Genomic DNA, 26,446 nt, shown 5'->3' on the forward strand with positions numbered 1-26,446 from the left:
CATCTGCACGGGACGGCCGGCCTTCTCACCCCTGCGCTCCATTGCTAAGTTGCACGAAAATATTTGGGATGAAACGACATGCAGGGCCCTGAGGACGATGCCGGACTCGCCGGCAAGGTGGCGCTGATCAGTGGCGGCGGTGCAGTGGGCGACGGCATCGGCAACGGTCGCGCTGCAGCAATTCTGCTCACCCGCGCCGGCGCTAAAGTGCTGGTGGCCGATCGGGATCTCAAACTCGCCGAGCGCACCGTCGAGATGATCACAACCGAAGGCGGCACGGCCGCGGCGCACGACGGCGACGTCACCAGCGAAGGCGATTGCAAGCGGCTCGTCGAGGCCGCCCTCGATCGCTGGGGCCGGCTCGATTTTCTGGACAACAATGTCGGCATCGGCAGCCGCGGCAGCGTGGTTGACGAGACGCCCGAGCAATACCGCCGCGTCATGCAGGTCAATGTCGAGGCCATGTTCCTGCTCTCGAAGCATGCGATCCCCGCCATGATCAAAACCGCCAAGGGCGGCGCGATCGTCAACATCTCCTCGATCTCCGCGCTGCGGCCACGCGGCCTCACGACCTACACGACGTCGAAAGCCGCCGTCATCGGCCTCACGCGCGCGATGGCGGTCGATCACGGCCGCGACAACATCCGCGTCAATTGCATCTGCCCCGGGCCCATGTACACCCCAATGGTCTATGCCCGCGGCATGAGCGAACAGGCCCGCGTTCAGCGCGCCAAGGCCTCCGTGCTCAAGACCGAAGGCACCGGCTGGGACGTCGGCCACGCGGTCAAGTTCCTGCTCAGCAATTTTGCGCGCTACATCACCGGACAGGTGCTGGTGGTCGACGGCGGCGTGACGCTGCAAGCGCCCGAACGCGAGTCACAAGAACCTGAGGAAACACACCATGGCCCGCCTGCCCTATCTTGAGGCCGACCAAGTCGCACCCGAACATCGCGACATGCTCAAGCGCAATACCAATCTGCACAAGCTGCTGGTCAATTCGCCGGACATGGCACGCGCCTTCAACGGCATCGGCGGCTACATCCGCTTCAAGAGCAAGCTCGATCCGCGCCTGCGCGAACTCGCGATCCTCCAGGTCGGCTGGATCGAGAAATCGGAATACGAATTCACCCATCATGTGAAGATCGGCAAGGAGTTCGGCGTGACCGACGAGGACATCGCCGGCCTGATGGCGGAGACCGAGGGCAAACCGTCGAAGCTCGAGCCGCTGGCAAGAGCGATCCTGAAAGGCGCCCGCGAGATGGTGCGTGACCTCGCGATGTCGGACGCGACATTCGCAGAGATCAAGACACATCTTTCCGACGAGCATATGGTCGATCTCGTCCTCACCATCGCCTTCTACTGCGGCGTGGTGCGCGTGCTCGCCACCATGAAGATCGACAACGAGCCATATTACAAAGAGGTACTCCAGCAGTACCCGATCCCGGGAGTGAACTGACATGCGCTTGAAAGACAAGGTTGCGATCGTCGTGGGCGCCGGCCAGAGCCCGGGCGAAGGCATGGGCAACGGCCGCGCCACCGCACTCACTTTCGCGCGCGAGGGCGCGAAAGTGCTGTGCGTCGATCGTCACCTCGAATCGGCGCAGGAAACCGCCGCCATGATCGCCGCGACGCAAGGCACCGCCGCGGCCTTCGAGGCCGACGTCACGAAATCCGCGGACATCAAGGCGATGGTTGCGGAGGCGCAGGTGCGCTGGGGCCGGATCGACGTGCTGCACAACAATGTCGGCGTCAGCCTGTCTGGCGGCGATGCCGAGCTGCTTCAAATCACCGAGGAAGCCTTCGACCGCGTCGTCGCCATCAATTTGAAGAGCTGCATCCTGGCGGCCAAGGAAGTCATCCCGATCATGCGCACGCAGAAGAGCGGGGCCATCATCAACATCTCCTCGATGGCTGCGATCACCACCTATCCCTACGTCGCCTACAAGGCGACGAAGTCGGCGATGATCGCGTTCACCGAGCAGCTCGCTTACCAGAACGCCGAATACGGCATCCGCGCCAACGTCATCCTGCCCGGGCTGATGAACACGCCGATGGCCGTCGATACCCGCGCCCGCGAATGGCACAAGAGCCGCGCCGAAGTCGAAGCCGAACGCGACAGCAAAGTACCGCTGCGCAGGAAGATGGGCACGGGGTGGGACGTCGCGAACGCGGCGCTGTTCCTGGCCTCGGATGAAGCGAATTTCATCACCGGTGTGACGCTGCCGGTGGATGGTGGCGCGAGTGTGAGACGGGGCTAGCGAAGCAAGCGCCTCGCTTACCCTACCCTGGAGGGGACCCCTCCACGGAGGGTGAAGCGTCACTTCGGCACGCTGGTCACCCGCCAGATCGTGCCGCCGGTATCCTCCGAGATCAGCAGCGCGCCATCCTTGGCCACCGCGATGCCGACCGGCCGTCCCCACACCTGGGTGTCGTTCACGACAAAGCCCGTGACGAAATCCTCATACTCCCCGGTCGGCTTGCCGTCCTTCATCCGGATGCGGATCACCTTGTAGCCGGTGCGCTTTGACCGGTTCCAGGAGCCATGCTCGGCGGCGAAGGCGTCGCCTTGGTATTCGGATGGAAACTGCGTGCCCTGATAGAAGGTCATGCCGAGCGACGCCGAGTGCGGCTGCACAAGCACGTCCGGCACAGTCACCTTGTCCTTCAGGTCCGGCCGCGCGCCGGGGTGGCGCGGGTCTTCGTTGTTGCCGATGTAGAACCATGGCCAGCCGTAGAAGGCGCCCTCCTTCACGCTGGTGACATAGTCGGGCACGAGATCGTCGCCAAGGCCGTCGCGCTCGTTGGTCGAGCACCAGGGCTGGCCCGTCTGCGGCTGGATCGCGAGGCCGACACAATTGCGGATGCCAGTGGCATAGAGCTTGCGGTCCTTGCCTTCGGGATCGAAGGTGAGCACCGCCGCACGCTCGGCTTCATAGCCCCAGGATGCGCCCACGGGCTGCGCCTTCGACCAGGCCTCGAGCCCGCCGGGCGGGCTCCCCATGCCTTCGCCGACATTGCTGGCGGAGCCGACCGAGACCAGCATGCGCTTCCCGTCCGGCGTGAACACGATGTCGCGGGTGGAATGGCCCGATCCTGCCGGAAGGCTCGCAACCACCGTCTCCGCCTTGGCGGATGCCTTGAGGTCGCCGACGCGATACCGGAAGCGAACGACGCTGTTCGCATTGGCGACATAGACCCATTGCGGATCGTCGCCGTTCGGGAAGAACGCGACGCCGAAGGGACGGTTGAGCCCGCTGGCAAAGATCTCGTTCGTCGCGACCTTGGCGCCCTCGCCGAGACGCAACACGCGAATGCGCCCTGGCCTAGTCTCGGCGACGAAAATGTCACCATTCGGCGCAACACGCAGCACCCGCGGGTCGGACAGACTGTCAACCAGAAGCTCGATTTTGAATCCTTGGGGCACCTGCGGCGTCATCTCGCCGCGTGCCGTCACGCGCGCAGAATTGGAGACTGACCGCGAGGCGCCGGGCTTGGCCAGATCCTCCGGACGGATCAGCCTGACCACGCCAGGCTTGTCGGCCTGCCAGCTGCCATAGGCATCCTTGCCTTGCAGCACCGGCTCGGCCTGCGCGCCGATGCAGGCGACCAAAAGCCATATGGGCACCATCACGTACGAAACATGAATCTTCACGTCGCCTTCCTCCCGGACTTATCTGCCAAATCCCACGTCAGCTCATGCCGTCACGATGTGCATTTGGCGTGACCCATCGTACTGGAAAACAGCACGGATCGGTGCGACACATTGTAAGGGCGCGGCCGCCGGTTGCGGTCATCAAAGCTGCGGCATCGATGCCGCGATTGATGGAGTGATCATGTGGGGATCGATCGTATCGGAATGGGCGAGCCTGCTGCTGCGCTGGCTGCATGTGGTGGCGGCGATCGCCTGGATCGGAAGCTCCTTCTATTTCATCGCCCTCGACCTCAGCCTCAAGCCGAACAGCGATCTGCCGAACGGCGTGCATGGCGAGGCCTGGCAGGTCCATGGCGGCGGCTTCTACCGGATCATGAAATATCTGGTGGCGCCAACCCGGATGCCGGACGAGCTGACCTGGTTCAAATGGGAGGCTTACACTACCTGGCTGTCCGGCTTCGCGCTGATGGTGGTGGTGTACTATCTCGACGCCGATCTGTTCCTGGTCGACAAGTCGATCCTCGATTTGACGCCGCTCCAGGCCGGGCTGTTCAGCCTCTCGAGCCTCGCGCTGGCCTGGCTGCTCTATGAGGTCGCCTGCCGCACCGGCCTCGCACAGCGCGAGCTGCCCTTTGCGATTGGCGGCTATCTGTTCCTGGTCGCGCTGACCTACGCCTTCACTCATGTGCTGAGCGGCCGCGGCGCCTTCAACCAGATCGGCGCGCTTATCGGCACCATCATGGTCGCCAACGTTTTTGCGGTGATCATTCCGAACCAGAAGAAGATCGTTGTCAGCCTGATCGCGGGACAGGCGCCCGACCCGAAGCTCGGCAAGACCAGCAAGGAGCGGTCGGTCCACAACAATTATCTGACACTGCCGGTCGTCGTGCTGATGATCAGCAACCACTACCCCCTGCTCTATGCCACGCGCTTCAACTGGATCATCGTCGCGATCGCGCTGGCGCTGGGGCCGGTGATCCGCCACTTCTTCAACGAAGGTCATGCCGGACGCAAATCGCCGTGGTGGGTGTGGGGTGTCGCCGCCGTGGGCGTGATCGCGATCCTTTTCCTGTCTGCCGCCGGCCCGCGCGAGATCAAGGCGGGCGCACTGTCGGCGCAACCGACGGTCGCCGATGTCGAGGAGATCGTGATGTCCCGCTGCAGCATGTGCCACGCGGCCGAGCCGGTCTGGGCCGGCATCGTGACCGCGCCGAAGGGCATTTTGCTCGACGCGCCCGAGCACATCGACCGCAACATCCGTCTGATCGGGCGCGTGGCGGCGTGGTCCAATGCGATGCCGCCGGGCAACATCACCGAAATGACCAGCGAGGAGCGCGCCGTCCTCGCCGCCTTTATCAGCGAGCAGGATCGCTGACGCCGTCGTGCGCGGATGCCGCGCTTCGCGGAATGAAATTTCGCTTCTCCCGCCGATTTGAAAATGACTTGCGCGCCCATCCAGCGTAGATAGGGCGAGCGCCCGCTCGAGCGGTCTCATAATCTGTTTGCAATTGTCCCGAGGAATAGCTGTGGCCCTCAAGAACATCATCGGTATCGACCACGCCGTGGTCATGGTGCGGGACCTCGACAAGGCCGCCGAAAATTACCGGCAGCTCGGCTTCACCCTCTCGCCGCGCGGCACCCACAGCGCGCATATGGGCACCGGCAACTACACCATCATGTTCGACCCGGACTACATGGAGCTGCTCGGCGTGCTTGAGGCAACCGAACACAACGCGCCCGCGCGCGCCTTCATCGACCGGCACGGCGAAGGCATCGAGCGTATCGCCTTCACCGCAGTCGATTCCGCCGCCGGCGCCGAGGAAATCCGCGCGCGCGGCCTCACGCCGATCGGCCCGACCGATTTCGAACGGCCGGTGACGCTGCCGAACGGCACGGTCTCGGCCGCCAAATTCCGCACCTTCATGTGGCCGACCGCAGAAGCGCCGGGCGGCGTGCGCATCTTCGCCTGCCAGCACAAGACCCGCGAGACGGTGTGGATCCCCGAACTGATGACACACGCCAATGCGGCCAAGCGGATTAGCGAGGTTCTGATCGCGACGCCCGAGCCCGCCAAGGAAGCAGCCCATCTGGCGCGGCTGATCGATCGCAAACCGAGGGCAGAGACCGACGGCGCGGTGACCGTGACCTCCGGCGGCGACCGCGCCGACTTCGTCTATCTGACACTGGACCAGCTCGGCAGACGCTATCCGGGCGTACCGCTCGCCGGCCTTTCCGAGCGTGGCGGCGCGGGGCTGGTGCTCGTGAGCGGCGATCTCACGGCGACCGAAAAGGCGTTGGGCTCGGCTGCCGTCCGCAGCGGAGCTGCGCTCTGCGTGCCGCCCGCGAAAGCCAACGGCACTCTGCTCGCCTTCATCGCCGGGTGATTTGAGCTAATTCTTTAACGCGTGTTTACCGGACGGCCGGGCCGCGCACCTGTTCAAACAGGGATCGCCGATCGCTTACGACGCGCCGGCTGAATTGAAGAAGCGGCATCGCTGAATTCACCCTGCGACGAAATATGGAAAAACAACCCCATGCACAGTAGCCAGGGGATGTTGGCATGACGTCTTGCCCGGTCCGCAAGATCAGTTGACACGTCGGGCAAAACAGGCGCACGATGCCAACATCGGATAATCCGCAGCAAGCACCTGCCGGAACCTGCAAAGGGACGCTTCGGTTTCTACAGATCCGACGGCACTGTCCTAAGGTCCTCAATATCCAGCTCGATGATCTTGAGACCGAAGTCCCCCGTCAGATGGTCCGGCCTTTGGCCAGGCTCGCAGTCCCCAAGCCACTTCTCTTCTCTGACAGAAGCGGTCTCGCGCGGCATTTTAGGAGGCCAGCCTTCGCAATGGCCTGCAATTCTCCCGGCGTTCCGTAGAACCGCGGCCTGAAATCGCATTTTCTGCTGCGGGAACACCGTACTAACACCGGCTGACCCGTTGGAATCGCAGCTTCGCCGCAATTACGGTTAAGAACCCCTTGTCACCGGTGCGCGCTGGTCGTTCCCCCACAGTTCGAGGATTTTTACCGAGATGCGATTTCTCGTCGCGGCTTGTGCTGCGTTCCTGATTCTGATGTGCGATGTCAGCTCACAGCCGACCTGGCAAGTATCACACTTCGACCGCTCCACACCCAAAGCCGATCGCGCTCCCTCACTGGTCCCTCTCGCCGAGCTTTTCCTCGCGAGCGTGCAGGCCATCGAGCTCGCCAATGCGCGCGCATCGTACGAGGAGACGATCGAGCCGCCGCGCGCGGTCGAAACGGCCGTGCAGGCTCCGGCTTCACCGACCGAACAATTCTGCCGTGCGCTCAAGGAAGCGGCCGAGGAGAGCGGCATTCCCGTGCCGTTCTTCGCCCGCCTGCTCTGGCAAGAGAGCCGCTTTCGTTCCAACGAGGTCAGCCAGGCCGGCGCCCAGGGCGTGGCGCAGTTCATGCCGGAGACGGCGGCCGAAGTCGGGTTAGACGATCCCTTCGACGCCATGAAGGCGCTGCCCGCATCGGCAAAGTTCCTGCGCAAGCTTCGCGACGATTTCGGCAATCTCGGCCTCGCCGCAGCCGCCTACAACGCAGGCCCCGGCCGCATCCAGAAGTGGCTCGCCAAGGAGAGCGAGCTGCCACGCGAGACCCGCGACTACGTCCGCATCATCACCGGCACCAAGGCGGAAGACTGGACCGAGCGTTCGGAAGCCTTGGCGATCCGGATCGACCTGCCGCGCGAAGCACCCTGCGAAGGCGTCGGCAGCCTGTCCAAGACCAAGGACGTCGCCTGGGTTCCGGTGAATCTGACGCCGTCGGTCGTCACCATCATTCGCAAGGCCGAGCAATTTGCAGCGCGGCTCTCGGCGAACCGCGCCCGCAAGCGCCTGGTTGCCCTGCTCCACAAGAATGGCGCAACCCACGGCAAGGCGCGCAATATGATCGCGGCCCGCGCGGCCGGAAAGAGTGCAAAGGCGCGCGCCATCCACCTCGCATCGCGTGAACGTTCTTCCGGTTAGCGTGCGATTGAAGCTAAGGGACAGACGTGGAACACGCAAAATCGACCAGCGCATCGACGTGCAACTCGGTCGTGTCGAACACGGGGAAATTCGGCAAATCGCTTTGGCCGATCAGCAGGAATATTTCGGTACAACCGAGAATAACACCCTCCGCCCCATCGGCGCGCAGCCCTGCGACGATCCGAAGATACTCCCGCTTCGAAGTGTCTCGAAGGTCGCCTCGTACCAGCTCGTCAAATATGACACGATCGACAATCTGCTTGTCAGCGTCCGAAGGCGCCACGAGTTCGATGCCGTAGCGCTGACTGTAGCGCTGCCGCAGAGCATCCGACTGCATGACGGACATCGTGCCGAGAAGGCCAACCTTGCGAAGGCCCGCCTTGCGAATAGCGTCGGCGGTTGGGTCGGCGATATGAAAGAATGGCGTCTGCCGGGTGGCCATGATGGGCTCGACAACCCTGTGCATGGTGTTCGAGACACATGCGATCACGTCGGCACCGGCGCGCTCCAATCGCTCCACCTTCTCGAGGAGATAGCTGTGCGCCTCTGCCCACAAATTCTGACGCACAAAATATTCGATATTACCGAAATTGACCGAGACAATGATGATCTCGCCATTGTCCCAACCGCCCAGCCGGGAGTTCAGCCGCTCGTTGAGCATGCGGTAGTATTCACCCGTGGCCTGATTGCTCATGCCGCCAAGGATACCGATTACTTTTTGCCGTAGCGGCCGTGCTACGTTACTGTCCTTCGTCATATTCGAAGCCCTCTCCGCCTGCAGACAGGTGGCATCTTCGACAAGTGAGAGCCCAATGATTGGAGATTCCTGCGCATCGGGAACGGCGCAAGTCAGCGGAACTCGTGGCATGTCTTCGACAAACCGGCGGCGCGATGTCATGAGGCTGTGGCGGGATTCCAGCCTTACCGACGGGCTGGAGCTTCTACGTGCCTCGTGCTTCGACTTCAGCTATCCGGCTCATTTTCACACCGAGTTCACCATCGCAGCCTTCGTGCGCGGAGCACAGAGGCATCGCGTCTCGCGTCACGAGGGCATTGCGGAAGCAGGCACCGTGATGATTATCCAGCCGGGCGAAGTTCATCGCGGCGAGGCCGTCGAACGCGACCAGGGATGGGACTATTGTGCCTTCTATCCCTCGGCCCGATTTCTCGAGCAGATCGCCGAAGACGCACTGGGCGGGCATGGCGGCATCGATTTCGGCCGCGACGTACTGCGCCACGATCCAACCATCGCGCGCGACCTTCTGCGCGCCAATACAATGATGGCTGCCTCGACGGACGTGCTGGAGAGACAATGCGCAGCCTACGAGACATTCGGCGCCGTGATTGCCCGCTACGGCCAGCGAACGCGACGACGTCCGGGTCGGAGTTCATCGCGCGCGACTATGAGACATGCCGTAGCCTTCCTGGAAGAGCACCATGACCGTCCAATGACCGTCGGCGAAATAGCAGCCGTCGCGGGCCTCAGCGAATATCACTTCATGCGCAGCTTCCGCGCCGAGACAGGCCTGTCCGTTCACCGTTACCTGACTCAGGTTCGAATTCGTCGAGCCAAGGCACTTCTCGCGCGCGGCGTCAGCGCGGCTGAAACGGCACTCAGTGTCGGATTTTTCGACCAGAGCCACCTTATCAATCAGTTCCGGGTTCACCTTGGCATTACCCCCGGTTCCTTCGTGGCCGCCTCAAAATGATGGCATGCGACAGGTCGCCCGCTCCGCCGCGTGTCCAGCGAGGGCTGAGCCTTCAGATCGGCTTCTCATCATCCGTCACCGGTGAGGTCACCACCAGGAACACGAGATCGGTCAGCCCCGAATTCGAGATCGCGTGCTCGACACCGGGCGGCAGGAAGATCACGTCATGCTTGCGCACGACATGGGTCTTGCCCGCGATCTCCATCAATCCCTCGCCGTCGAGCACGTGATAGACCTGCTCCTGCACCTTGTGATGATGGCGCGCGACATGGGCCATCGGCTGGTACATCGAGATACGGTAGTCGATGTGGCGCGAGCCCGCGGTCTCCGGCATCACCAGCGGTTTTGACAGCGCACCGCCAAAATGGTTGGGGAATTCGCGCCAGGGCACCTCGGCAATGTTGCGGATGAAGGCGCCGCTGTTGTCGGCAGTCATCGCTGATCCTCCGTGTTCAGGTCATCCAAGGCGGTGCTTCACGATCAGCGCGAGCGGCACCGTGTAGAAGAAATGCGACATGAAGCCACCGATAATCACCATGGGGTCGAGATAGTTCGGATGATTGTCGGTCGCGAGCGCGATCGCGGCGTGCATGACGATCCAGACGAAGATGGCAAAGAACATCGCGACCAGCGTCGCTTCGTATCCACGGCGCCGAAACCAGGGCCATGCCAAGGCAAACACCGCGCCCCAGGCGAGGCAGAAGAAAAAATGGATTCCGGTGCCGACGACGTAGGCCAATCCGCCCAGACTGTCCTGAACCGCCTTGCCAAACACCAGCCCCGTGGCATTGCGCGGAATTCCGGCCATCGGCATGAGATGCTGGACGCCAACCCAGACGATGGCCTCGTAGATCCAGATGGTGACCCCGCCCACGAGCCCGCCGGTGAACCCTGCCTGGATCCTCTGCCTGACGTCAGGTTCGTCCATTGCCGCCGACGCAGTTACCGTCTGACCACTCGACCCAATCGCGCTCATCGGTATTCCCTCCTCTGTCATCCCTGCTCACCGGTCGGGGTGATCAGTTCACCAGCGCGCCGCCGTCGATATAGACGATCGAGCCCGTGGCAAAGCCGTTGGTCATGAAGCTCGCGATCTGCTGGGCGATATCTTCGGCCGTGCCGACGCGACCGACCGGCAGCGCGGCCGCCGTCTTCGCCAGCATCTCCTTCCGCGCCGCCTCTGGCATCGCGGCCCGGATCGGCGTGTCGATCACGCCGGGCGAGACCGCATTCACACGCACCGGCGCAAGCTCGAGCGCCAGCGCACGGGCCAACGATTCCAGCGCACCATTGGCCGCGCTGATGATCGCCGAATTCGGCCGCGGCCGGACACTGAGGAAACCGGTGACAAGAGTCAGCGAGCCGCCGGGCCGGATCTCGGCCTCGCGCGCGACGCGCCAGGCGCCCCAGAACTTGGCTTCCATCGTCGCGCGCACATCGTCCATCGCGACCGTCTTGAATGGGCCCGTCTTGAGCTGCGCCGCCGTCAGCACGACGTGATCGACAGGGCCGGTGCGACGGAACAGGTCTGCGATGCTCTGATCATTGGTGACGTCGGTAGGAATGGCCGTCACCTTCAGCAACTGGGCGACGGGATCAAGCTTGGCCGCGCTGCGCGAGGCGATCACGACGTCCGCACCTTGAGCCTTTGCCAGCTCCGCCGTAGCGAGGCCAATGCCTGAGGAGCCGCCGATCACGACGACCTTCTTGCCTGCGAGCATCATTCTGATCTCCCCGATATCTCGTTGATTGTCGATGTGCGGGCCGTGTGATCAGCCCGGCTGGAAGCGCGTTCCGATACCGGCCTTGCTCTGGCCAAGGCCGGGCAACTCCCAGACGCCGGCGCCGGACGGATTGACGTCGGCGGCGATGTCGACGTCGATCAGATAGGGCTTGTTGGCGGCGATGCCCTTGCGGATCGCCTCGCCGAGGTCGCCGGCGCGATCGACGCGCACGCCTTCGACGCCGCAGGAGCGCGCCATCGCCGCGAAATCGGGATTGTAACGCTCGCCCGTTTCCGGATGCTTGAAGTCGGTCGCCAACTCGCGTCCGCCGAGATAGCCGCGCTGCAAGCCCCGGATCGAGGCATAGGCGTAATTGTTCCAGACCACCCAGACCACGGGCAGATTGTACTCGACCGCGGTGCCCAGCACGTTGGCGTGCATGAAGAAGGCGCCGTCGCCGCACACCGACACGCAGGGCCGATCGGGGGCCGCGAATTTCGCGCCCATCACGCCGGCGACGCCAAAGCCCATCGGGCCAAAGCCCATCGAGCCGATCAGCGAATCCGGCCGCTTCGGCTTGCAGAAGCCGAGCAGCCAGTTGTGGTGCACGCCGATATCGGAGACGAGGATCGCATCCTCCGGCAGCGCCTTGTCGATCTCGACGGCTGCGCGCTGCGGATTGATCGGCGTGGTGTCGTCGGAGAAACCGGGCGCGACGAACTTGTCCCACTCCTTGCGATAACCGTCGATCTGCGCCAGCCATTTCTTGCGGGCATCGGCTTTCTTGAAGAGGTTGTCCCGTCGATCGAGCTCGGCATGAACCTGGCGCAGGAAGGTGCGGACGTCGGCCATCAGCCCGAGCGCAACGGGATAGTTGCGGCCGATCTCCTCGGGGTCGATGTCGACGTGGATCAGCCGCGTCGGCGGGATGGTGAAGGAATAGCCGGGAATCCATGAGCTCGAGGTGCGGTCGTCGAAGCGAACGCCGAGCGCGAGCAGCACGTCGGCCTGGCGGGTTGCGTGGTTGGCCTGGTAATGACCCGCGCGCGCGACGAGGCCAAGCGCGAGCGGATGATTGACATCGAGCGCGCCGAGCCCGCTCGCGGACGCCGCTACGGGAATCTGAAGCCGCTCGGCCAGCTTGCGCAGTTCCTCCGCCGCGCCGCCATAGCGCACGCCCTGCCCGACCAGCATCACCGGCCGCTCGGCCGCAAGCAGCATGTCGACAGCCTTCTCGACACCTTCCGGATCGGCGCCGCAGCGGCTGGAGATGTTGGCGCTCCACTCGGCCACCTTGGGCGCCTCCTCGGCGGCGGCTTCCATGAACACGTCGAAGGGAACGTCGATCACCACGGGCCCCGGCCGTCCGGTGACCATGGTCTTCCAGGCTTGCCGTACCGCGAGCGGCACCATCTCGCCGCGCGTCGGCTGGAACACTTTCTTGCACATCGTGCGCACGGTCGACGGGAAGTCGGCCTGATAGTGCCGATACATCTCCTGGAAGGCGCCGCGGTTGAACTGGCTGGTCGGCACATTGCCGGTAATCGCCATGAACGGCACGGAATCGAGGAAGGCGTTCGCAAGCGAGATCGGAAGATTGGCGGAGCCTGGTCCGCAGGAGGTGAAGGTCGCGGTCGGCCTGCCGGAGACACGGTAATAGACGTCGGCCATGAAGCCGGCGACGCTCTCGTGATGCACGGAGATGGTCTTGATTTCGGAGGAGCGCTCGTACAGCGCGTCGATGAACTGGATGTTGCCGTGGCCGCAGAGCCCGAACACCTGCGGCACCTTCTCCTGGATCAGGTAATCGACAATGACCTGGGCGCCATTGAGCATGTTTTTCGACATCAACTCGTCTCCCTGCGGCTCGCCGTCTTCTTCATCGGTGCGATCAGCGCCGCCGGTCGCCCTCGAGCCGCCGGCACCCTATTTCTCATAATGCTGTACGTCAATTTATATTGTGGTAGATTGCCGCGGACGGTGGACGGGCCCGCCTCGATACAAGACCAACGCCGTCGCCACCCCGGGAGGTCCGCATGAGCGCCATTTCCGCCGAGACATCCGCTGCGGTTGCCGCGCCCGCCGAAATTCCGATGCTGATCGGCGGCGAGTGGCGCGCGGCCAGGGACGTCTATGCCGTGCGCGATCCCTATCGCACCACCATCGTCGCGCACGCGCCGAGCTCGAGCCTCGCCGAACTCGACGCCGCCCTGAATGCCGCCGTCGCGGCGAAATCCGTCATCGCGGCCATGCCGGCATACGAGCGGGCCACGCTGCTTCGCCGCGCCGGCAACCTGCTCGTCGAGCGCGCCGATCGCATCGCCGAGATCATGTCGCGCGAGACCGGCAAGGCCATCAAGGACGCCAAGGCCGAGATCGTCCGCTCCCAGGATACGCTGTCGCTGTCGGCGGAAGAGGCGGTGCGGATCGAGGGCGAACACATCCCGCTCGACGCCAGCGCCATGGGCGCCGGAAAGATCTGCTTCATGCTGCGCTTTCCGGTCGGCGTGATCGCCGGCATCACGCCGTTCAACGCCCCGGTCAACCTCGCCTGCCACAAGATCGCGCCCGCCATCGCAGCCGGCAACGCGCTGGTGCTGAAGGCGCCTCCGCAATCGCCCGGCGTGATCCACGAGCTCGCAAAAATCTTCGTCGACGCGGGTACGCCGGCGGGCGCGCTGAACGTGCTCTACGGCGACATCGTCGGCCCGGCGCTGGTCCGCGACCCCCGCGTCGACTTCGTCACCTTCACCGGCTCGCCGCGCGCTGGCGCCCAGATCAAGGCCGCCTCCGGCCTGCGCCGCGTCGCGCTCGAGCTCGGCGGCAATGGCGTCACCATCGTCCACGCCGACGCGAATATCGCGGATGCCGCCCCGGTCTGCGCCCGCAATTCGATGCGGCTCGCCGGCCAGAGCTGCATCTCCGTACAGACGGTTTATGTGCACCGCAGCCGCTACGAGGAGTTCGTCGACCTTGTCGTCGCCGAGGTCAGAAAGCTCAAGCTCGGCGATCCCCTCGATCCCGCAACCGACGTCGGCACGCTGATCGACGAGGCCGCCGCGCGGCGCGTCGAATCCTGGATCGCAGAGGCAACAGGCGGCGGCGCCAAGGTGCTGACCGGCGGCAAGCGCCACGGCGCGCAGATCGAGCCGACGGTGATCGCGGGTGCGAAGCCCGAGATGAAGGTCGTCTGCGACGAGGTGTTCGGGCCGGTCATCAGCCTGTGCCCTTATGATGATGTGGAGAACGTATTTCGTACGGTCAGCGAGAGCCGGTTCGGGCTGCAGACCGGCATCTTCACCGCCTCCACCGCGCTTGCGATTCGCGCCGTGCGCGCCTTGCGCACCGGCGGCGTCATCATCAACGGCTCTTCGACCTGGCGGACCGATCAGCTCGCCTATGGCGGGGTCAAGGATTCCGGCATCGGCCGCGAGGGGCCGCGCTACGCCATCCGCGACATGACCGAGGAACGCATGGTACTGTTCAATTACTAGAGCCACGACCGCTACGAGAAGGGGGCCTCTTCCTTGAGACCGCGCACCACACCCAAGGCCAGCGAAAAGCCGAACGAGAAGACCAGCGAGAAGCAGGCGAGCCCGCGCAAGGCCGCGATCGCAGAACTGGTCCCGCGGCCGCAAGCCGATGCCGGCGACGAGGCCGAGGACCGGCAGCGCGGCGGCGGCGTCCAGTCGCTGGGCCGTGCCTTCTCGATCCTCGAGGAAGTAGCGCGCCATCGCGAAGGGATTGGCCTTGCGGAATTGAGCAAGCTCGTCGGCCTGCACAACTCGACCACTTTTCATCTGGCGAAGACTCTGGTCTCGCTCGGCTATCTCCGCCAGGAAAAGGACAACAAGCGCTACCGCGTCGGGCGTCCCCTGTTTGCGCTTGCGGCGAGCGCCCTGGACGAGATCGAGATGGTGAATGTCGCAACGCCCGTGCTCGAGGATCTCTCGCGCGAGACCAGCGAAAGCAGCCATTTTGCCGTGCGGATGGGCGATGCGGTCGTCGTCATCGCGCGCACCAGCGGGCCCGGTGCGTTCCAATTGACCGACCGCGTCGGCGTCGTGCGGCCGGCCCATTGCACCGCGCTCGGCAAGATCATCCTGGCCTCGCTCCGGCCCGAGCAGCTCAAGCGTTTCATCGCGCGGGCCGAGTTGAAGCCGTCGACGCCCAAATCCATCACCGATGTCGACGTGCTCGTGCACGAGATCGCCGAGGTGCAGCGCACCGGAATTGCCTTCGACGACGGCGAATTCAACGCCGAAGTCCGCTGCGTCGCCGTGCCCGTCACCGATTTCACGGGACAGGTGATCGGCGCGCTCGGCATCTCCGGCCCGATCTGGCGGCTGTCCAACCAGGCGTTGCACGCGAGCGCGCAAGTCGTGCTGGCTGCCGCCAATCGTCTATCCGCCGAGTTCGGTGCGAAGGACGCCACGAGCAGGACGGCTGCGAAAAAAGTCTAACTCGCGCGCAAGCGGTGATTTTGCCGGTTGACACCGGCGACGGCGTTCGGGATTATCCTCCAGCATTAAAAAAAGGTCTCTCACAATATCGCATAGCCGAGATTGAAGGGAGACCGCCGATGCACCCCGGGAGGAGGACCTGACGATGACCCGCTACAGCCGACGCACATTGTTGAAGGCGAGCGCCGCGTTTACCGGCGCCTCGGCGCTGGGATTTCCGGCGATCGTGCGCGCCCAGACCGAGAAGATCAGGATCGGGCACCTGACACCGCTCACCGGCTTTCTCGGCGTGATCGGCGGCTACGCCCAGCTCGGCGTGAAGCTCGCCGCCGACGAGATCAACGCGTCCGGCGGCATTCTCGGCAAGCAGATCGACCTGCTCTCCGAAGACTCGATCAATCCGGCGACCGCCGCGACCAAGGCCCAGCGCATGCTGGAGCAGGACGGCGCGGTGCTGCTGCTCGGCGAGATCTCGTCGGCCTCCTCGCTCACCATCATGCAGGTCGCCGAGCGCAACAAGAAGGTGTTCTTCTCGACCGGCGCCCGCTCGGACGCGCTGCGCGGCAAGGATTGCAACAAATACTCCTTCCACTGCGACATCCCGAACACGGTGATGGTCAATGCGGTCGGCACCGCGCTGATGCAGAAGGGCATGGTGAAGGGGAAGAAGTTCTTCACGCTCACCGCCGACTACATCTTCGGCCACGACCTGCTGAAGGCGGCAAAGACCTTCTTTGCCGCCCATGACGCCAACCTGATCGGCGACGAGCTGATCGCAACCGACGTCACCGATTTCAGCCCGTATCTGCTGAAGGTCCGGCAGGCCAAGCCCGACGTCGTCTGCTGCAATCTCGCCGGCAACCAGGTGACAAACCTGGTCAAGCAATATGCCGAGTTCGGTTTCCCCTATCCGCTGGTCGGCTTCAACCTCAATACCGGCGATGCCTGGGCCGCGGGCGCGGGCAATCTCAGCGGCACCTGGCCGACGGTCTGGTATCACACGCTGGACAATCCCACATCGAAAGCCTTCGTCGCGGCCTTCAGCAAGAAATACGGCAAGCCGCCGGAGAACCACGCCTGGATCGACTACGTCACGCTGAAGCTGCTGGCGGAAGCGATCAACACCACCAAATCCACCGACAGTAACGAGCTGATCGCGTATTTCGAGAAGCAGGCGCAGTTCGACATCGGCAAGGCACGCAAGGCGTACTTCCGCTCCTGGGATCACCAGCTGGTGCAGGAGGCCTATCCGTTCACGGTCAAGCCGAAGGACCAGATGAAGGACCAGTGGGACATGTTGGTGCTCGGCGATGCGGTGCCGGCGGCGAACGAACCGCTGGAGACCATCTATCCGACCAAGGAACAGAATCCCTGCCAGATGAAGGCCTGACGCGCACACGCGGTAGAGCCGATAGGCGTCAACGGCGCCGGCCAAGCCGGCGCCGTTGTTTATCAAAGACAACGGACGCAACATGCAGCTTGAGTTCCTGCTGGAACAGGTGGTGAATGGCCTCGTGCTCGGGGGCTATTACCTGCTCATCGCGCTCGGGCTGTCGCTGATCTTCTCCGTCGGCGGCATCGTCAATCTCGCGCATGGGGCGTTCTATGCGCTCGGCGCTTATGTCTGCGTCGAGTTGACGCAACGCCTCGGCTTCGGCCCCGCCGTGGTGATCTCGCCGCTCGCGGTCGCGCTGCTCGGCATCCTGTTCGAGCGCTTCATCCTGCGGCGTTTCTATACGGCTGATCCGATCCTCAGCCTGCTCGTGACCTTTGGGCTGGCGATGGTTGCCGAGCAGGCGATCCGCATGATCTGGGGCGCCGCACCCGTGTCGACCGAAATCCCGCAGAGTTTTCGCGGCTCGGTCATCGTCGGCGACTTCCTGTTCTCGCGCTATCGCCTGCTGATCCTCGCCGTGGTGGCTGCGATTTTGGTCTGCGTCTGGCTGCTGCTGCACAAGACCTCGTTCGGACGCGTGGTGCGCGCCGGCATCCAGCGGCCGGACATGGTCGCAGCACTTGGCATCCGCCTCCAGCCCTACATGACGGCGGTCGTGATGCTCGGCGTCGGTCTCGCGGCGCTCGGCGGGGCGTTCTTCGCACCGATCACGACCGTGCACCCCGCGATGGGCGCAGACATCATGACGATCGCCTTCGTGGTGGTCGTGATCGGTGGCCTCGGCAGCTTCTGGGGCGTCATCATTGCGGCGCTTCTCGTCGGCGTCGTGCGCGGCATCGCCATTCATTTCGAGCCGGCGGCCGGCGAAGCCTCGATCTACATCCTGATGTTCGTGGTGCTGTTGGTGCGCCCGCGCGGCCTGCTCGGCGAACGCATCGAGAAGTTCGAATGAGAAATGCTTCGACCATCGACAGGCTGAGGCCGCTGCTGATCGCGATAGTCGCGGTGATCGCACTGCCGTTCCTGCTGCGCGCGCTCGGCCTGTCGCTCAACACCGGCACCTGGATGCTCGGCCTCGCCATCGCGGCGATGGGGCTCAATCTCTGCATCGGTTACACCGGCCTCGTCTCGTTCGGCCACAGCACCTGGTTCGGCATCGGCGCCTATGCGGCTGGCCTGATCCAGCTGCACTTCTTCCCGGGCGAGATCTGGCTGCCGCTATTGGGATCGATGCTCGTCGTCGCGATCGCATCGGCCGTGATCGGGATGCTGATCCTGCGCCGGCGCGGCGTCTATTTCTCGCTGCTGACGCTGGCGCTGGCCGCCCTCGTCTACACCACCGCTTTCCGCTGGACGAGCCTGACCGGGGGCGAGGACGGGCTTGGCGGGCTGAAGCGCGGCGGCATCGGCCCCATCAGCTTCGACAGCGCGCTCAACTATTACGTCGTGGTCGCGGCGATCGGGCTGGCCGTGCTCTACGTTCTGATGCGCCTGGTGCGCTCGCCGTTCGGGCATGTGCTGGTGGCGATCCGCGAGAACCAGTTGCGGGCGAGCTTTCAGGGCTATCCGGTCGAGCGCTACAAGCTCGCGGTGTTCGTGATCTCAGCCGTCGTCACCGGCGTCGCCGGCGCGCTGATCGCATTCCTGAACTATCTCGTTTCCGCCGAAGCCGTCTCGGTGCCGTTCGCCGGCGAGCTGCTGGCGATGGTCGTGATCGGCGGCATGCGCAGCCTGTTGGGGCCCGCACTTGGCGCGGTGTTCTTCATCCTGTTCCGAGAGCTGTTCTCGATCTGGACGTCGGACTGGCTGTTCTGGTTCGGCCTCACCTTCGTGGCCTTCGTGATGTATTCGCCTGGCGGCCTTGTCGGCATCGGTTCGCTGCTCATGCGCCGCTTCCGTCCGCCAGCGGAAGAGACGGCTGCGATGAGCCGGCGCAAGATCTATGACGGCCTGCCGCTGCCGGACTTTCTGCGACCGGAGGCGTTGAAGGGCACGGTGCTGGAGGTCAGCGGCGTGTCGCGAAGGTTCGGCGGCATTCACGCCGTGGAGAATGCGAGTCTCACCGTTGCCGCCGGTGAGATCCACGCGCTGATCGGGCCGAACGGCGCCGGCAAGACCACGCTGTTCAATCTCGTCTCCGGCCTCTACGCGCCCGACCAGGGTACGATCCGCCTGAGGGGACGCGACATCGCCGGCGTGCCGGCCAATGCCGTCTGTCACCAGGGGCTGGCGCGCTCGTTCCAGATCACAAACCTGTTTCGCGGGCTGACCATCTACGAGAATTTGCGTCTGTCGCTGCAAGCGCGTCGCGCCATGCGCTTCAACATCTGGAACGACGTCGACGCATATCCCGAGATCCATGCCGAGACGGCCGCGCTGACAAAATTCCTCGGCCTCGAGGGTATCGAGGCGATCGAGGGCGGCGAGCTTTCTTATGGCGGGCAGCGGCTGGTCGATCTCGGCATCGCGCTCGGCTCGAAACCGCAGGTGCTGCTGCTCGACGAACCGCTCGCGGGCCTTGCCGCCGCCGAGCGCGAGCGGGTGTCGAACCTCGTCAAGAACATCGCGGCGAACATTCCCGTGCTGATCGTCGAGCACGACATCGACCGCGTGCTCGGCTTCTCGCAAATCGTCACCGTGATGAACCAGGGCGAGGTGCTGATGTCCGCCTGCCCCAGCGCAGTGCGGGCCGATCTGCGCGTGCAGGAGATCTATACCGGCAAGGGCATCCCCGCCGTCGAGCATCGACGCACCGACGCGGAGGCCGGCGCGCACGAGACCGTGCTGCGGCTCGAGCGCGTCAACACCTTCTACGGCAAGAGCCACATCCTCAACGACGCCGCGCTCGACGTGCGCGAGGGCGAGATCGTCGCGCTCCTCGGGCGCAACGGCGCCGGCAAATCGACGCTGCTCAAGACCGTTGCCGGCCTCGTCCCTGCGGCATCGGGCACCATCGAATATGGCGGCGCGGATATCGCAAGGCTTCCCGCGCCCGACATCGCCCGCCGTGGCATCGGCTATGTGCCGCAGGGCCGCGGCCTGTTCGCCGGCATGACCGTGCGCGAGAACCTCGCGCTCGGGCGTCTGGCGCGCAAGACCGACGGCAGCGACGGCGTGGTCTGGGACGAGGAACAGATCCTCAGCTACTTCCCGCGCCTGAAGGAGCGGATGAACATCGCGGCCGACTATCTGTCCGGCGGCGAGCAGCAGATGGTCGCGGTCGCCCGCGCCATGTCGGGCAATGTCCGCCTGCTGCTGCTCGACGAGCCCTTCGAGGGCCTCGCGCCGGCCGTGACGCTGGAGCTGTTCAAGGTGTTCGATGCGCTCCGCCGACACATGTCGATCGTGATCGTCGAGCACAATCTCGACCTCGTGCTGGCGCTCGCCGATCGCGTCTTCGCGCTCGAGCGCGGCGCCGTATTCCACCAGGGACCGGCGGCGCCGCTGCTCGACGATCTCGGCTATCGCAAGCAGATCCTTTGGCTCTAGCGACATTCCCCGATTTTTCATTTTCGATTTTTCTTGTCGCGTCAGCCTCCGTGAAATGTCGCAACCCGCAGTGGTGGTTATTTCTGCTGTGGCCCGCTGGTTACAGCCGCCGAGTGGCCTGCCGGATAATGTGAATCGGTAGCCAAGTCGAGCAGCTCACGTGATGAGCTGTTCACCTGGACGCGATCCCGGCTCGCACGTTCCAAGCCTCAGTCGTTCGTCGAAGGAAGATTCCCCCATGACCATCAAAACCATTTCCGGCGCCATTGCGCTTGCAGCTTTGACGTTCACCTCTGCCATGGCGGCGGACGTGTCGATGCCGTACAAGGCGGCACCCGCGGCTCCGGCGTTTTCCTGGACCGGCTGCTATATCGGCGGCAATGGCGGCGGCGGCCGCGGGGTGAACGAGCAGCAGCCCATCGCAGGGCTGACATTCAATGCCGATCACAACAGCGGCTGGCTCGCCGGCGTGCAGGGCGGCTGCGACTATCAGGTCGGCGCCCTCGTGGTCGGCGTCGAAGGCCGGTTCGACTGGGCCGACATAAAGGACACCACGGCGACCTTGATGCCGGGTGCTGCCGTTGGCTTCCTGCTGACGACCCAGCTCGATCGCGTCGCCACCGCGACGGGCCGCATCGGCTACGCCTTCGACCGCGTGCTGTTCTACGCCAAGGGCGGCGCCGCCTTCGCCCACTTCAACCATCAGTTTACTCAGACCGATTTCGCCGCCCTTGCGATTGATTTCAAGGGCTCGCGCGACGTGGCGGGATTCGTGGTCGGTGGCGGCTTCGAGTATGCGCTGCTGCCGAACCTGTCGTTGACGGCCGAGTACAACTATTTCGACTTTGGAACGAACGGCTACACCCTGAACTGCTCCGGCAACCCAGCATGCGCCGGCACCCCCATGTTCCCGGTCAGCGTCCGGCAGAACATGCAAACCGTCATGCTCGGCGTGAAACGGCGCTTCAACACCGGCCTTGCCCCGCTCGTTGCCAAATACTGATTGATCTGTTGACCGGTCGACGGCGTGTCGTGTTCGACGCGCCGTCGATGCAACACGTTCGCCAATCATGATTAGCGGCCGCATCAGATTCCGCAATCGCGTTTCCGTGTGCGCCATGCTGGGCATTCCGTCGCACGGCAGGTGAATGCCGGCATCCAGACAAGACCGCGAAAACGACCCCATGCACGATAGCCGACGCCAGTCGGAACAAGGAGTTGCGCGAACGCGATTTCGCGAATCCCGAAAATCCGTTTGACACGTCGGGCAAAACAGGTGCACGATGGCATCATCGCGACAATCGCCGGTGTCCACCGCCGCCCCCGTCTGGGGTGCTCGACCCGGCCGTGCGCGTAAACCTCTCATCGACATCTGAGAATCTCAAGCGCCGCTCAGCAGATGCACAATCGGCTTCGCTCGCAGCGAGGCCTCGTGCCTGCGCCGGCAAAGGACACATCGCATGACGACGTCCCTGACGAGCAACGAAACCATGCCCATCGCCGCCAATGATCGTGCCGCCCTCATCGCGAGCCCGAAGGTAAAACTCCGCCGCAGGCGCATTGTCATCGACCATCCCGATCCGCGCACCGGCGAAAAGCTGCTGGCCGAGGCGCTCGGCGCCGTGGACCGCGACGCGCTGCATGGCCTGCTCAGCCAGCTGGTGAAAGCCAGCGTGGTCGCGCGCAGGCCCGACCAGGGCAATCTCGCCTTCATGGTCTCGATGCTGAAGAGCGTCGCCCCGAAGGACTCGCTCGAGGCCATGCTGGCGGCGCAGATGGTGAGCATTCACGTCGCGTCGATGCGATGCGCCTGCCGCCTCGCCTGCACCGACGACGTGCCGCAGCAGGAGAGCCTCACGCGCGCACTGACTCGGCTGGCCCGCACCTACGCAGCCCAGATGGAAGCCCTGAACCGTCATCGCAGCAGTGGTGCGTGTGCGATCACGGTGCAGAATTTGTCGGTGCAGGATGGCGGCAAGGCGGTTGTCGGCAACTTCACGCAACACACGAGCCTGATTGCTGCCCAGCCGGGCCGGACGGACGCGGCGGCGGTCACCGCATGAGCCACGCCCGCAACACCGGCCCGATGCAGGCGAGCCCGCGCTGCGGCGCGCAGACACGCAACGGTGAAACCTGCCGGGCGCCGGCGCTGCGCGGCAGGACGCGTTGCCGCATGCACGGCGGAGCAGCGGGATCGGGGGCGCCATTTGGAAACAACAATGCCGTCAAGCACGGCTTCTTTACCAGTGAGGCCATCGATGAACGGAAGTTTGTTCGCGCCGTGCTGAGTGAGGCGGAGGCTTTGCTGCGCGACTTGAGCTAAATCGAACCCGGCTTCGGTGCGGGCCACGGAGTCTAACGGCCAGCACGCCCCAGTTCGCGGGATTGCCGTCAGTCCGACGCTGTCTTGTTCAGTCCGACGCCGTCTTGGCGGCGATCGACGGGCTCGTCCGGGTACCCTGGCCCGTGTCCAGACGATAAAGCGCCATGGCGCCGCCGGCCAGCACCAGGACGATGACGACGATCGCAATCGCGTTCTTGCTGCTCAAGGGATGATCCTCCGCCGTTCTGCTGGGATTCCCAAGTGATGGCCGGGTCGTCCAGTTCCGTGAAGTTTTCATGACGGCGAACCCTGCTTCAACGCTCCCTTTTCCTGCGACGATTCCATGCTGGAATGTTCGTCGACATCGGAACTTCTCGCCGTTGCACCGCTTTGAATGCCACAACGGAAGCCTCCCATGACGACGGAAACGGAACTGAAATTCCACGTTACGCCAGCAAAGTTGTCCTCCGTGCTGCGGAATGGCGCATCACCTGGGCGCGGCAATCGGTCTGACCAGACGCTGCTGTCGACCTACTACGATACGAATAAGCAGAAGCTCAGGCGACATGGTCTCACGCTTCGGGTCCGCAAGATCGACGATCGCTATGTCCAGACCGTGAAAGCAAGCGGCGCGGGCGGCATGACACGCGGCGAATGGGAGAACGAGGTCGCTGGCAAACGGCCTGATCTCAAAAAGACCAGGAAGACACCGCTCGACGACGTCGCCAGCAAAAAACTTCCACGCAAGCTAAGACCGGTGTTCCAGACCGACGTGCATCGCACGGCCCAGACGAGGCGCGTGCGGAAAAGCCGAGTCGAGATCGCGGTCGACCGTGGCCGAATCGGGGCCGGCCGCCGCTCCAGTCCCATTGCCGAAGTCGAGCTGGAACTGAAGTCCGGACGTGCGGCTGATCTGTTCCGGCTGGCGCGGGATCTCGAGCGCAGAACGGGAGCCGAACTCGATCTGCACTCCAAATCCGAGAGAGGTTTTCAGCTTGTCGCGGGGGACGGTGCGGACGCGCAGCGTGCCGAGCCGATCACGCTTGGTCACGAGCTCTCGCCGCATGACGCCTTCCGCACGATCGGGCGTTCGACCTTCCGTCACTTCACGGCGAATGCAGATGCGGTGCGGGCGGAGGATTCCGAGGCGGTCCATCAGATGCGAGTCGGTTTGCGGCGGCTGCGGGCCGCCATCTCGCTGTTCGACGACATTCTGCCCCGAGCCGGCACCGCGCGGATCAAGGCTGAACTGAAATGGCTGACCGGTGAGCTTGCGCCGGCGCGGGAGCTCGACGTGTTCCTGAAGGAGAGCGTTCGACCGGTTGCCGGACGCGGCGTGCCCAGACGCGGCGCGCGCGCGCTCGGCCAGAAATTCTCCGCACAGCGCAAGGAGGCCTTCGGACGCGCCCGCGACGCCGTTGCCTCGGCCCGCTACCGCCGCCTGCTGATCGACGTGCTCGAGTGGATCGAGACCGGACGGCCCCGCGCCGAGGGCGATCAGTCGATTGCACCTTATGCAGCCGCGGTGCTCGAGCATCGGATCAAGAAGGTGCGCAAGCAAGGCAAGCATCTCGACCAGCTCGATCCGATGCAGCGTCACAAGCTGCGGATCAAGGTGAAGAAAATCCGCTACGCCGTCGACTTCTTCAAAAGCCTCTATCGGGATCGCGACCAGACGGCCCTCGCGAGCCTTTCCGATCTCTTGAAACAGATCCAGTCCGCGCTGGGATCGTTGAACGATTTCATGACGCATCGCGAGCTGGCCGCGGAGGCCGCATTGACAGCTCCGCGCGCGAACCGGCGCGCCCAGGCCTTTGCGTCCGGCTTCATCGTCGGCCAGGAACGCGAAGCGGCCAACCGCCTGATGAGGAAGGCCGCCAGGCAACTTCATCGGCTGCGGCCCTTGCGCGTCGAGCCCAGCACGTGAGCGTGATTTTGAACAGGTGCGAGCCTCTCGCGTGACTCTGCGCTCCGAACAGCGATTCCGAATGTCTGCCTGATGAGCAAAACACATGTCTGATCTCGCGCTGAACGATGCACGGCTGGATTCGCAAACCGCCGCCAAACCCGACCTGCACCGGAAGCCGCATGTGAGCGTGGTCGCGGTGTTTCTGCTCTTCCTCGTCAGCGGGATCGGTTACGCCGCGTACGGCATCTTCACGGATACGCACAACGTCGGCGAACCGCTTGCGATCAGCGTGCTGCTTCTTCTGGGCGTCGCCCTCATGATTGCGCTCGGCTTCGAGTTCGTGAACGGCTTTCACGACACAGCCAATGCCGTGGCGACCGTCATTTATACCCACAGTCTGCCACCCCTCACGGCCGTGATCTGGTCGGGCGTGTTCAACTTCCTCGGCGTTCTCGTCTCCACCGGGGCGGTCGCCTACAGCGTCATCACGCTGCTGCCGGTCGACCTGATCCTCCAGGTCGGCAGCACCGCCGGCTACGCCATGATCTTCGCTCTGTTGATTGCCGCCATCATCTGGAATCTGGCGACGTGGTCGATGGGCATCCCGAACAGTTCCTCGCACTGCCTGATCGGCTCGATCATGGGCGTCGGGCTCGCCAATCAACTCGTCGCGCCAGCAGGCCGGGCCACGTCGGGCGTCGACTGGTCGCAGGCGATCAGCGTTGGCAAGGCGCTGCTGTTCAGCCCGGTCGTCGGCTTCGTCCTGTCCGCACTGCTGCTGCTCCTGCTGAAGGTGATCGTTCCCGTGCGAAAGCTCTACGAGGAGCCCAAGGGCAAGACGCCATGGTGGATTCGCGGCATCCTGATCCTCACCTGCACCGGCGTGTCCTTTGCGCATGGCGGCAACGACGGCCAGAAGGGCATGGGACTGATCATGCTGATCCTGATCGGCGTGGCGCCGACCGCCTATGCGCTGAACCGAACCATGCCGGACTCGAGCACGCCGGCGTTCGTCGACGTCACCGGCAAAGCCAAGGCCGTCTTCGCGGGGCATGCGCAAGGTGCACAACAAGGCAAGCCCGGCGACGCGCGAGGCCTGATCGGTGATGCGCTGAAAACCCGGAATTTGAACCGCCCGGAGGTGTTCGCTGCGCTGGCCACGCTGTCCGATGACATCGCCAACGGGGTCAAGAACTATGGCTCGATCAGCCGCATCCCGGCCGCAGCCACCGCGAACATGCGCAACGACATGTATCTGGTGGCCGACGCGGTCCGCCTGTTGCCGGAGGCCGGCGCCAGCTTCAACGCGGCCGACGGCGCGATTCTGAAACAGTATCGCACCGACCTCGAACATGGCACGCGCTTCATTCCGACCTGGGTCAAGGTCTCGGTCGCGATCGCGCTTGGTCTTGGCACCATGGTCGGCTGGCGGCGAATCGTCGTGACGGTCGGCGAACGCATCGGCAAGCAGCATCTGACCTACGCGCAAGGCGCCTCGGCCGAGATCGTGGCCGCCGGCACCATCCTGGGGGCCGAGTTCTACGGCATGCCGGTTTCGACCACGCACATCCTGTCGAGTGGTGTCGCCGGCACCATGGCCGCGAACGGCTCCGGGCTGCAAACGGCCACCATCAGGAACATCGTGCTGGCGTGGATCCTGACGCTGCCGGCCGCAATGCTTATCTCGGGATGCCTGTATCTGGTCTTTCGGGCTGTGATCTGAGATGCGGGCCCGCTTGTCACCGCACGTCGAAGGCCTCAATCCGGAATAAGGGGGCTGCCC

The 26,446-nt window shown here is 64.2% G+C and carries 24 protein-coding genes; 17 read left to right on the top strand and 7 right to left on the bottom strand.

Annotated elements, in window-relative coordinates:
* The first annotated feature begins 78 nt into the window (after positions 1–78).
* From JJE66_RS26265 to JJE66_RS26275, 3 genes are read left to right on the top strand one after another with little or no spacing between them, the layout of a single operon-like run.
* The gene (locus JJE66_RS26265; RefSeq protein ID WP_200517355.1) at positions 79–924 is read left to right on the top strand and encodes an SDR family NAD(P)-dependent oxidoreductase; all 846 of its coding nucleotides are present in this window, start codon (positions 79–81) and stop codon (positions 922–924) included.
* Complete coding sequence (locus tag JJE66_RS26270) at positions 902–1,456, top strand: carboxymuconolactone decarboxylase family protein (RefSeq protein WP_200517356.1); 555 nt, start codon at positions 902–904, stop codon at positions 1,454–1,456. Before JJE66_RS26265 ends, JJE66_RS26270 begins: the two co-directional genes overlap by 23 nt.
* Before the next feature lies 1 nt (position 1,457).
* On the top strand, positions 1,458–2,258 hold the full coding sequence (locus tag JJE66_RS26275) for an SDR family NAD(P)-dependent oxidoreductase (RefSeq protein WP_200517357.1): 801 nt from the start codon (positions 1,458–1,460) through the stop codon (positions 2,256–2,258).
* A gap of 59 nt (positions 2,259–2,317) precedes the next feature.
* On the opposite strand, the gene JJE66_RS26280 is transcribed toward JJE66_RS26275, so the two are convergent.
* Positions 2,318–3,628: a sorbosone dehydrogenase family protein gene (locus JJE66_RS26280; RefSeq protein WP_200518781.1), complete on the bottom strand. Its 1,311-nt coding sequence runs from the start codon at positions 3,626–3,628 to the stop codon at positions 2,318–2,320.
* Between the two features lie 205 nt (positions 3,629–3,833).
* Between JJE66_RS26280 and JJE66_RS26285 the strand changes: the two genes are divergently transcribed.
* The 3 genes from JJE66_RS26285 (at position 3,834) to JJE66_RS26295 (ending at position 7,650) form a co-directional block, all read left to right on the top strand.
* Complete coding sequence (locus tag JJE66_RS26285) at positions 3,834–5,027, top strand: urate hydroxylase PuuD (protein WP_200517358.1); 1,194 nt, start codon at positions 3,834–3,836, stop codon at positions 5,025–5,027.
* Between the two features lie 151 nt (positions 5,028–5,178).
* Positions 5,179–6,036, top strand: a complete 858-nt coding sequence (locus JJE66_RS26290) for a VOC family protein (protein ID WP_200517359.1) — start codon at positions 5,179–5,181, stop codon at positions 6,034–6,036.
* 651 nt (positions 6,037–6,687) lie between these two features.
* Positions 6,688–7,650, top strand: a complete 963-nt coding sequence (locus JJE66_RS26295) for a lytic transglycosylase domain-containing protein (protein ID WP_200517360.1) — start codon at positions 6,688–6,690, stop codon at positions 7,648–7,650.
* Between the two features lie 13 nt (positions 7,651–7,663).
* On the opposite strand, the gene JJE66_RS26300 is transcribed toward JJE66_RS26295, so the two are convergent.
* On the bottom strand, positions 7,664–8,407 hold the full coding sequence (locus tag JJE66_RS26300; protein WP_200517361.1) for an aspartate/glutamate racemase family protein: 744 nt from the start codon (positions 8,405–8,407) through the stop codon (positions 7,664–7,666).
* Positions 8,408–8,462: 55 nt separating this feature from the next.
* Between JJE66_RS26300 and JJE66_RS26305 the strand changes: the two genes are divergently transcribed.
* Complete coding sequence (locus JJE66_RS26305; protein WP_200517362.1) at positions 8,463–9,359, top strand: AraC family transcriptional regulator; 897 nt, start codon at positions 8,463–8,465, stop codon at positions 9,357–9,359.
* 52 nt (positions 9,360–9,411) lie between these two features.
* On the opposite strand, the gene JJE66_RS26310 is transcribed toward JJE66_RS26305, so the two are convergent.
* From JJE66_RS26310 to JJE66_RS26325, 4 genes are read right to left on the bottom strand one after another with little or no spacing between them, the layout of a single operon-like run.
* Positions 9,412–9,795: a cupin domain-containing protein gene (locus tag JJE66_RS26310; protein ID WP_200517363.1), complete on the bottom strand. Its 384-nt coding sequence runs from the start codon at positions 9,793–9,795 to the stop codon at positions 9,412–9,414.
* A gap of 21 nt (positions 9,796–9,816) precedes the next feature.
* Positions 9,817–10,335: a hypothetical protein gene (locus JJE66_RS26315; protein WP_246756531.1), complete on the bottom strand. Its 519-nt coding sequence runs from the start codon at positions 10,333–10,335 to the stop codon at positions 9,817–9,819.
* Positions 10,336–10,378: 43 nt separating this feature from the next.
* Positions 10,379–11,083 (bottom strand): SDR family oxidoreductase, encoded by a 705-nt coding sequence (locus tag JJE66_RS26320; RefSeq protein WP_200517364.1) that lies wholly within the window; start codon positions 11,081–11,083, stop codon positions 10,379–10,381.
* Positions 11,084–11,131: 48 nt separating this feature from the next.
* Complete coding sequence (locus tag JJE66_RS26325) at positions 11,132–12,931, bottom strand: thiamine pyrophosphate-binding protein (protein WP_200517365.1); 1,800 nt, start codon at positions 12,929–12,931, stop codon at positions 11,132–11,134.
* Positions 12,932–13,119: 188 nt separating this feature from the next.
* Between JJE66_RS26325 and JJE66_RS26330 the strand changes: the two genes are divergently transcribed.
* The 8 genes from JJE66_RS26330 to JJE66_RS26365 all read left to right on the top strand — a co-directional run bounded on the left by JJE66_RS26330 (position 13,120) and on the right by JJE66_RS26365 (position 22,754).
* On the top strand, positions 13,120–14,577 hold the full coding sequence (locus JJE66_RS26330; RefSeq protein ID WP_200517366.1) for an aldehyde dehydrogenase family protein: 1,458 nt from the start codon (positions 13,120–13,122) through the stop codon (positions 14,575–14,577).
* A gap of 33 nt (positions 14,578–14,610) precedes the next feature.
* Positions 14,611–15,546 (top strand): IclR family transcriptional regulator, encoded by a 936-nt coding sequence (locus tag JJE66_RS26335; RefSeq protein WP_200517367.1) that lies wholly within the window; start codon positions 14,611–14,613, stop codon positions 15,544–15,546.
* A gap of 145 nt (positions 15,547–15,691) precedes the next feature.
* Complete coding sequence (locus JJE66_RS26340) at positions 15,692–16,936, top strand: ABC transporter substrate-binding protein (protein ID WP_200517368.1); 1,245 nt, start codon at positions 15,692–15,694, stop codon at positions 16,934–16,936.
* A gap of 82 nt (positions 16,937–17,018) precedes the next feature.
* Positions 17,019–17,894 carry a branched-chain amino acid ABC transporter permease gene (locus JJE66_RS26345; protein WP_200517369.1) on the top strand — a complete coding sequence of 292 codons (876 nt, stop codon included), beginning with the start codon at positions 17,019–17,021 and terminating at the stop codon, positions 17,892–17,894.
* A complete protein-coding gene (locus JJE66_RS26350) occupies positions 17,891–20,431 on the top strand; it encodes a branched-chain amino acid ABC transporter ATP-binding protein/permease (RefSeq protein ID WP_200517370.1) in 2,541 nt (846 codons plus the stop codon). The genes JJE66_RS26345 and JJE66_RS26350 overlap by 4 nt, the downstream gene beginning before the upstream one ends.
* A gap of 238 nt (positions 20,432–20,669) precedes the next feature.
* The gene (locus JJE66_RS26355) at positions 20,670–21,434 is read left to right on the top strand and encodes an outer membrane protein (protein ID WP_200517371.1); all 765 of its coding nucleotides are present in this window, start codon (positions 20,670–20,672) and stop codon (positions 21,432–21,434) included.
* 457 nt (positions 21,435–21,891) lie between these two features.
* A complete protein-coding gene (locus JJE66_RS26360; protein WP_200517372.1) occupies positions 21,892–22,494 on the top strand; it encodes a hypothetical protein in 603 nt (200 codons plus the stop codon).
* The gene (locus JJE66_RS26365; RefSeq protein ID WP_200517373.1) at positions 22,491–22,754 is read left to right on the top strand and encodes an HGGxSTG domain-containing protein; all 264 of its coding nucleotides are present in this window, start codon (positions 22,491–22,493) and stop codon (positions 22,752–22,754) included. The genes JJE66_RS26360 and JJE66_RS26365 overlap by 4 nt, the downstream gene beginning before the upstream one ends.
* An 88-nt stretch (positions 22,755–22,842) precedes the next feature.
* On the opposite strand, the gene JJE66_RS26370 is transcribed toward JJE66_RS26365, so the two are convergent.
* Complete coding sequence (locus JJE66_RS26370) at positions 22,843–22,980, bottom strand: hypothetical protein (RefSeq protein ID WP_200517374.1); 138 nt, start codon at positions 22,978–22,980, stop codon at positions 22,843–22,845.
* A gap of 189 nt (positions 22,981–23,169) precedes the next feature.
* Here JJE66_RS26370 and JJE66_RS26375 point away from each other — a divergent pair, with 189 nt between their 5' ends.
* A complete protein-coding gene (locus tag JJE66_RS26375; RefSeq protein ID WP_200517375.1) occupies positions 23,170–24,681 on the top strand; it encodes a CYTH and CHAD domain-containing protein in 1,512 nt (503 codons plus the stop codon).
* An 85-nt stretch (positions 24,682–24,766) separates the two neighbouring features.
* The gene (locus tag JJE66_RS26380) at positions 24,767–26,386 is read left to right on the top strand and encodes an inorganic phosphate transporter (protein ID WP_200517376.1); all 1,620 of its coding nucleotides are present in this window, start codon (positions 24,767–24,769) and stop codon (positions 26,384–26,386) included.
* Positions 26,387–26,446: the final 60 nt, after the last annotated feature.

This window comes from Bradyrhizobium diazoefficiens (genome assembly GCF_016612535.1).
GTDB classification, from domain to species: Bacteria; Pseudomonadota; Alphaproteobacteria; order Rhizobiales; family Xanthobacteraceae; genus Bradyrhizobium; species Bradyrhizobium diazoefficiens_C.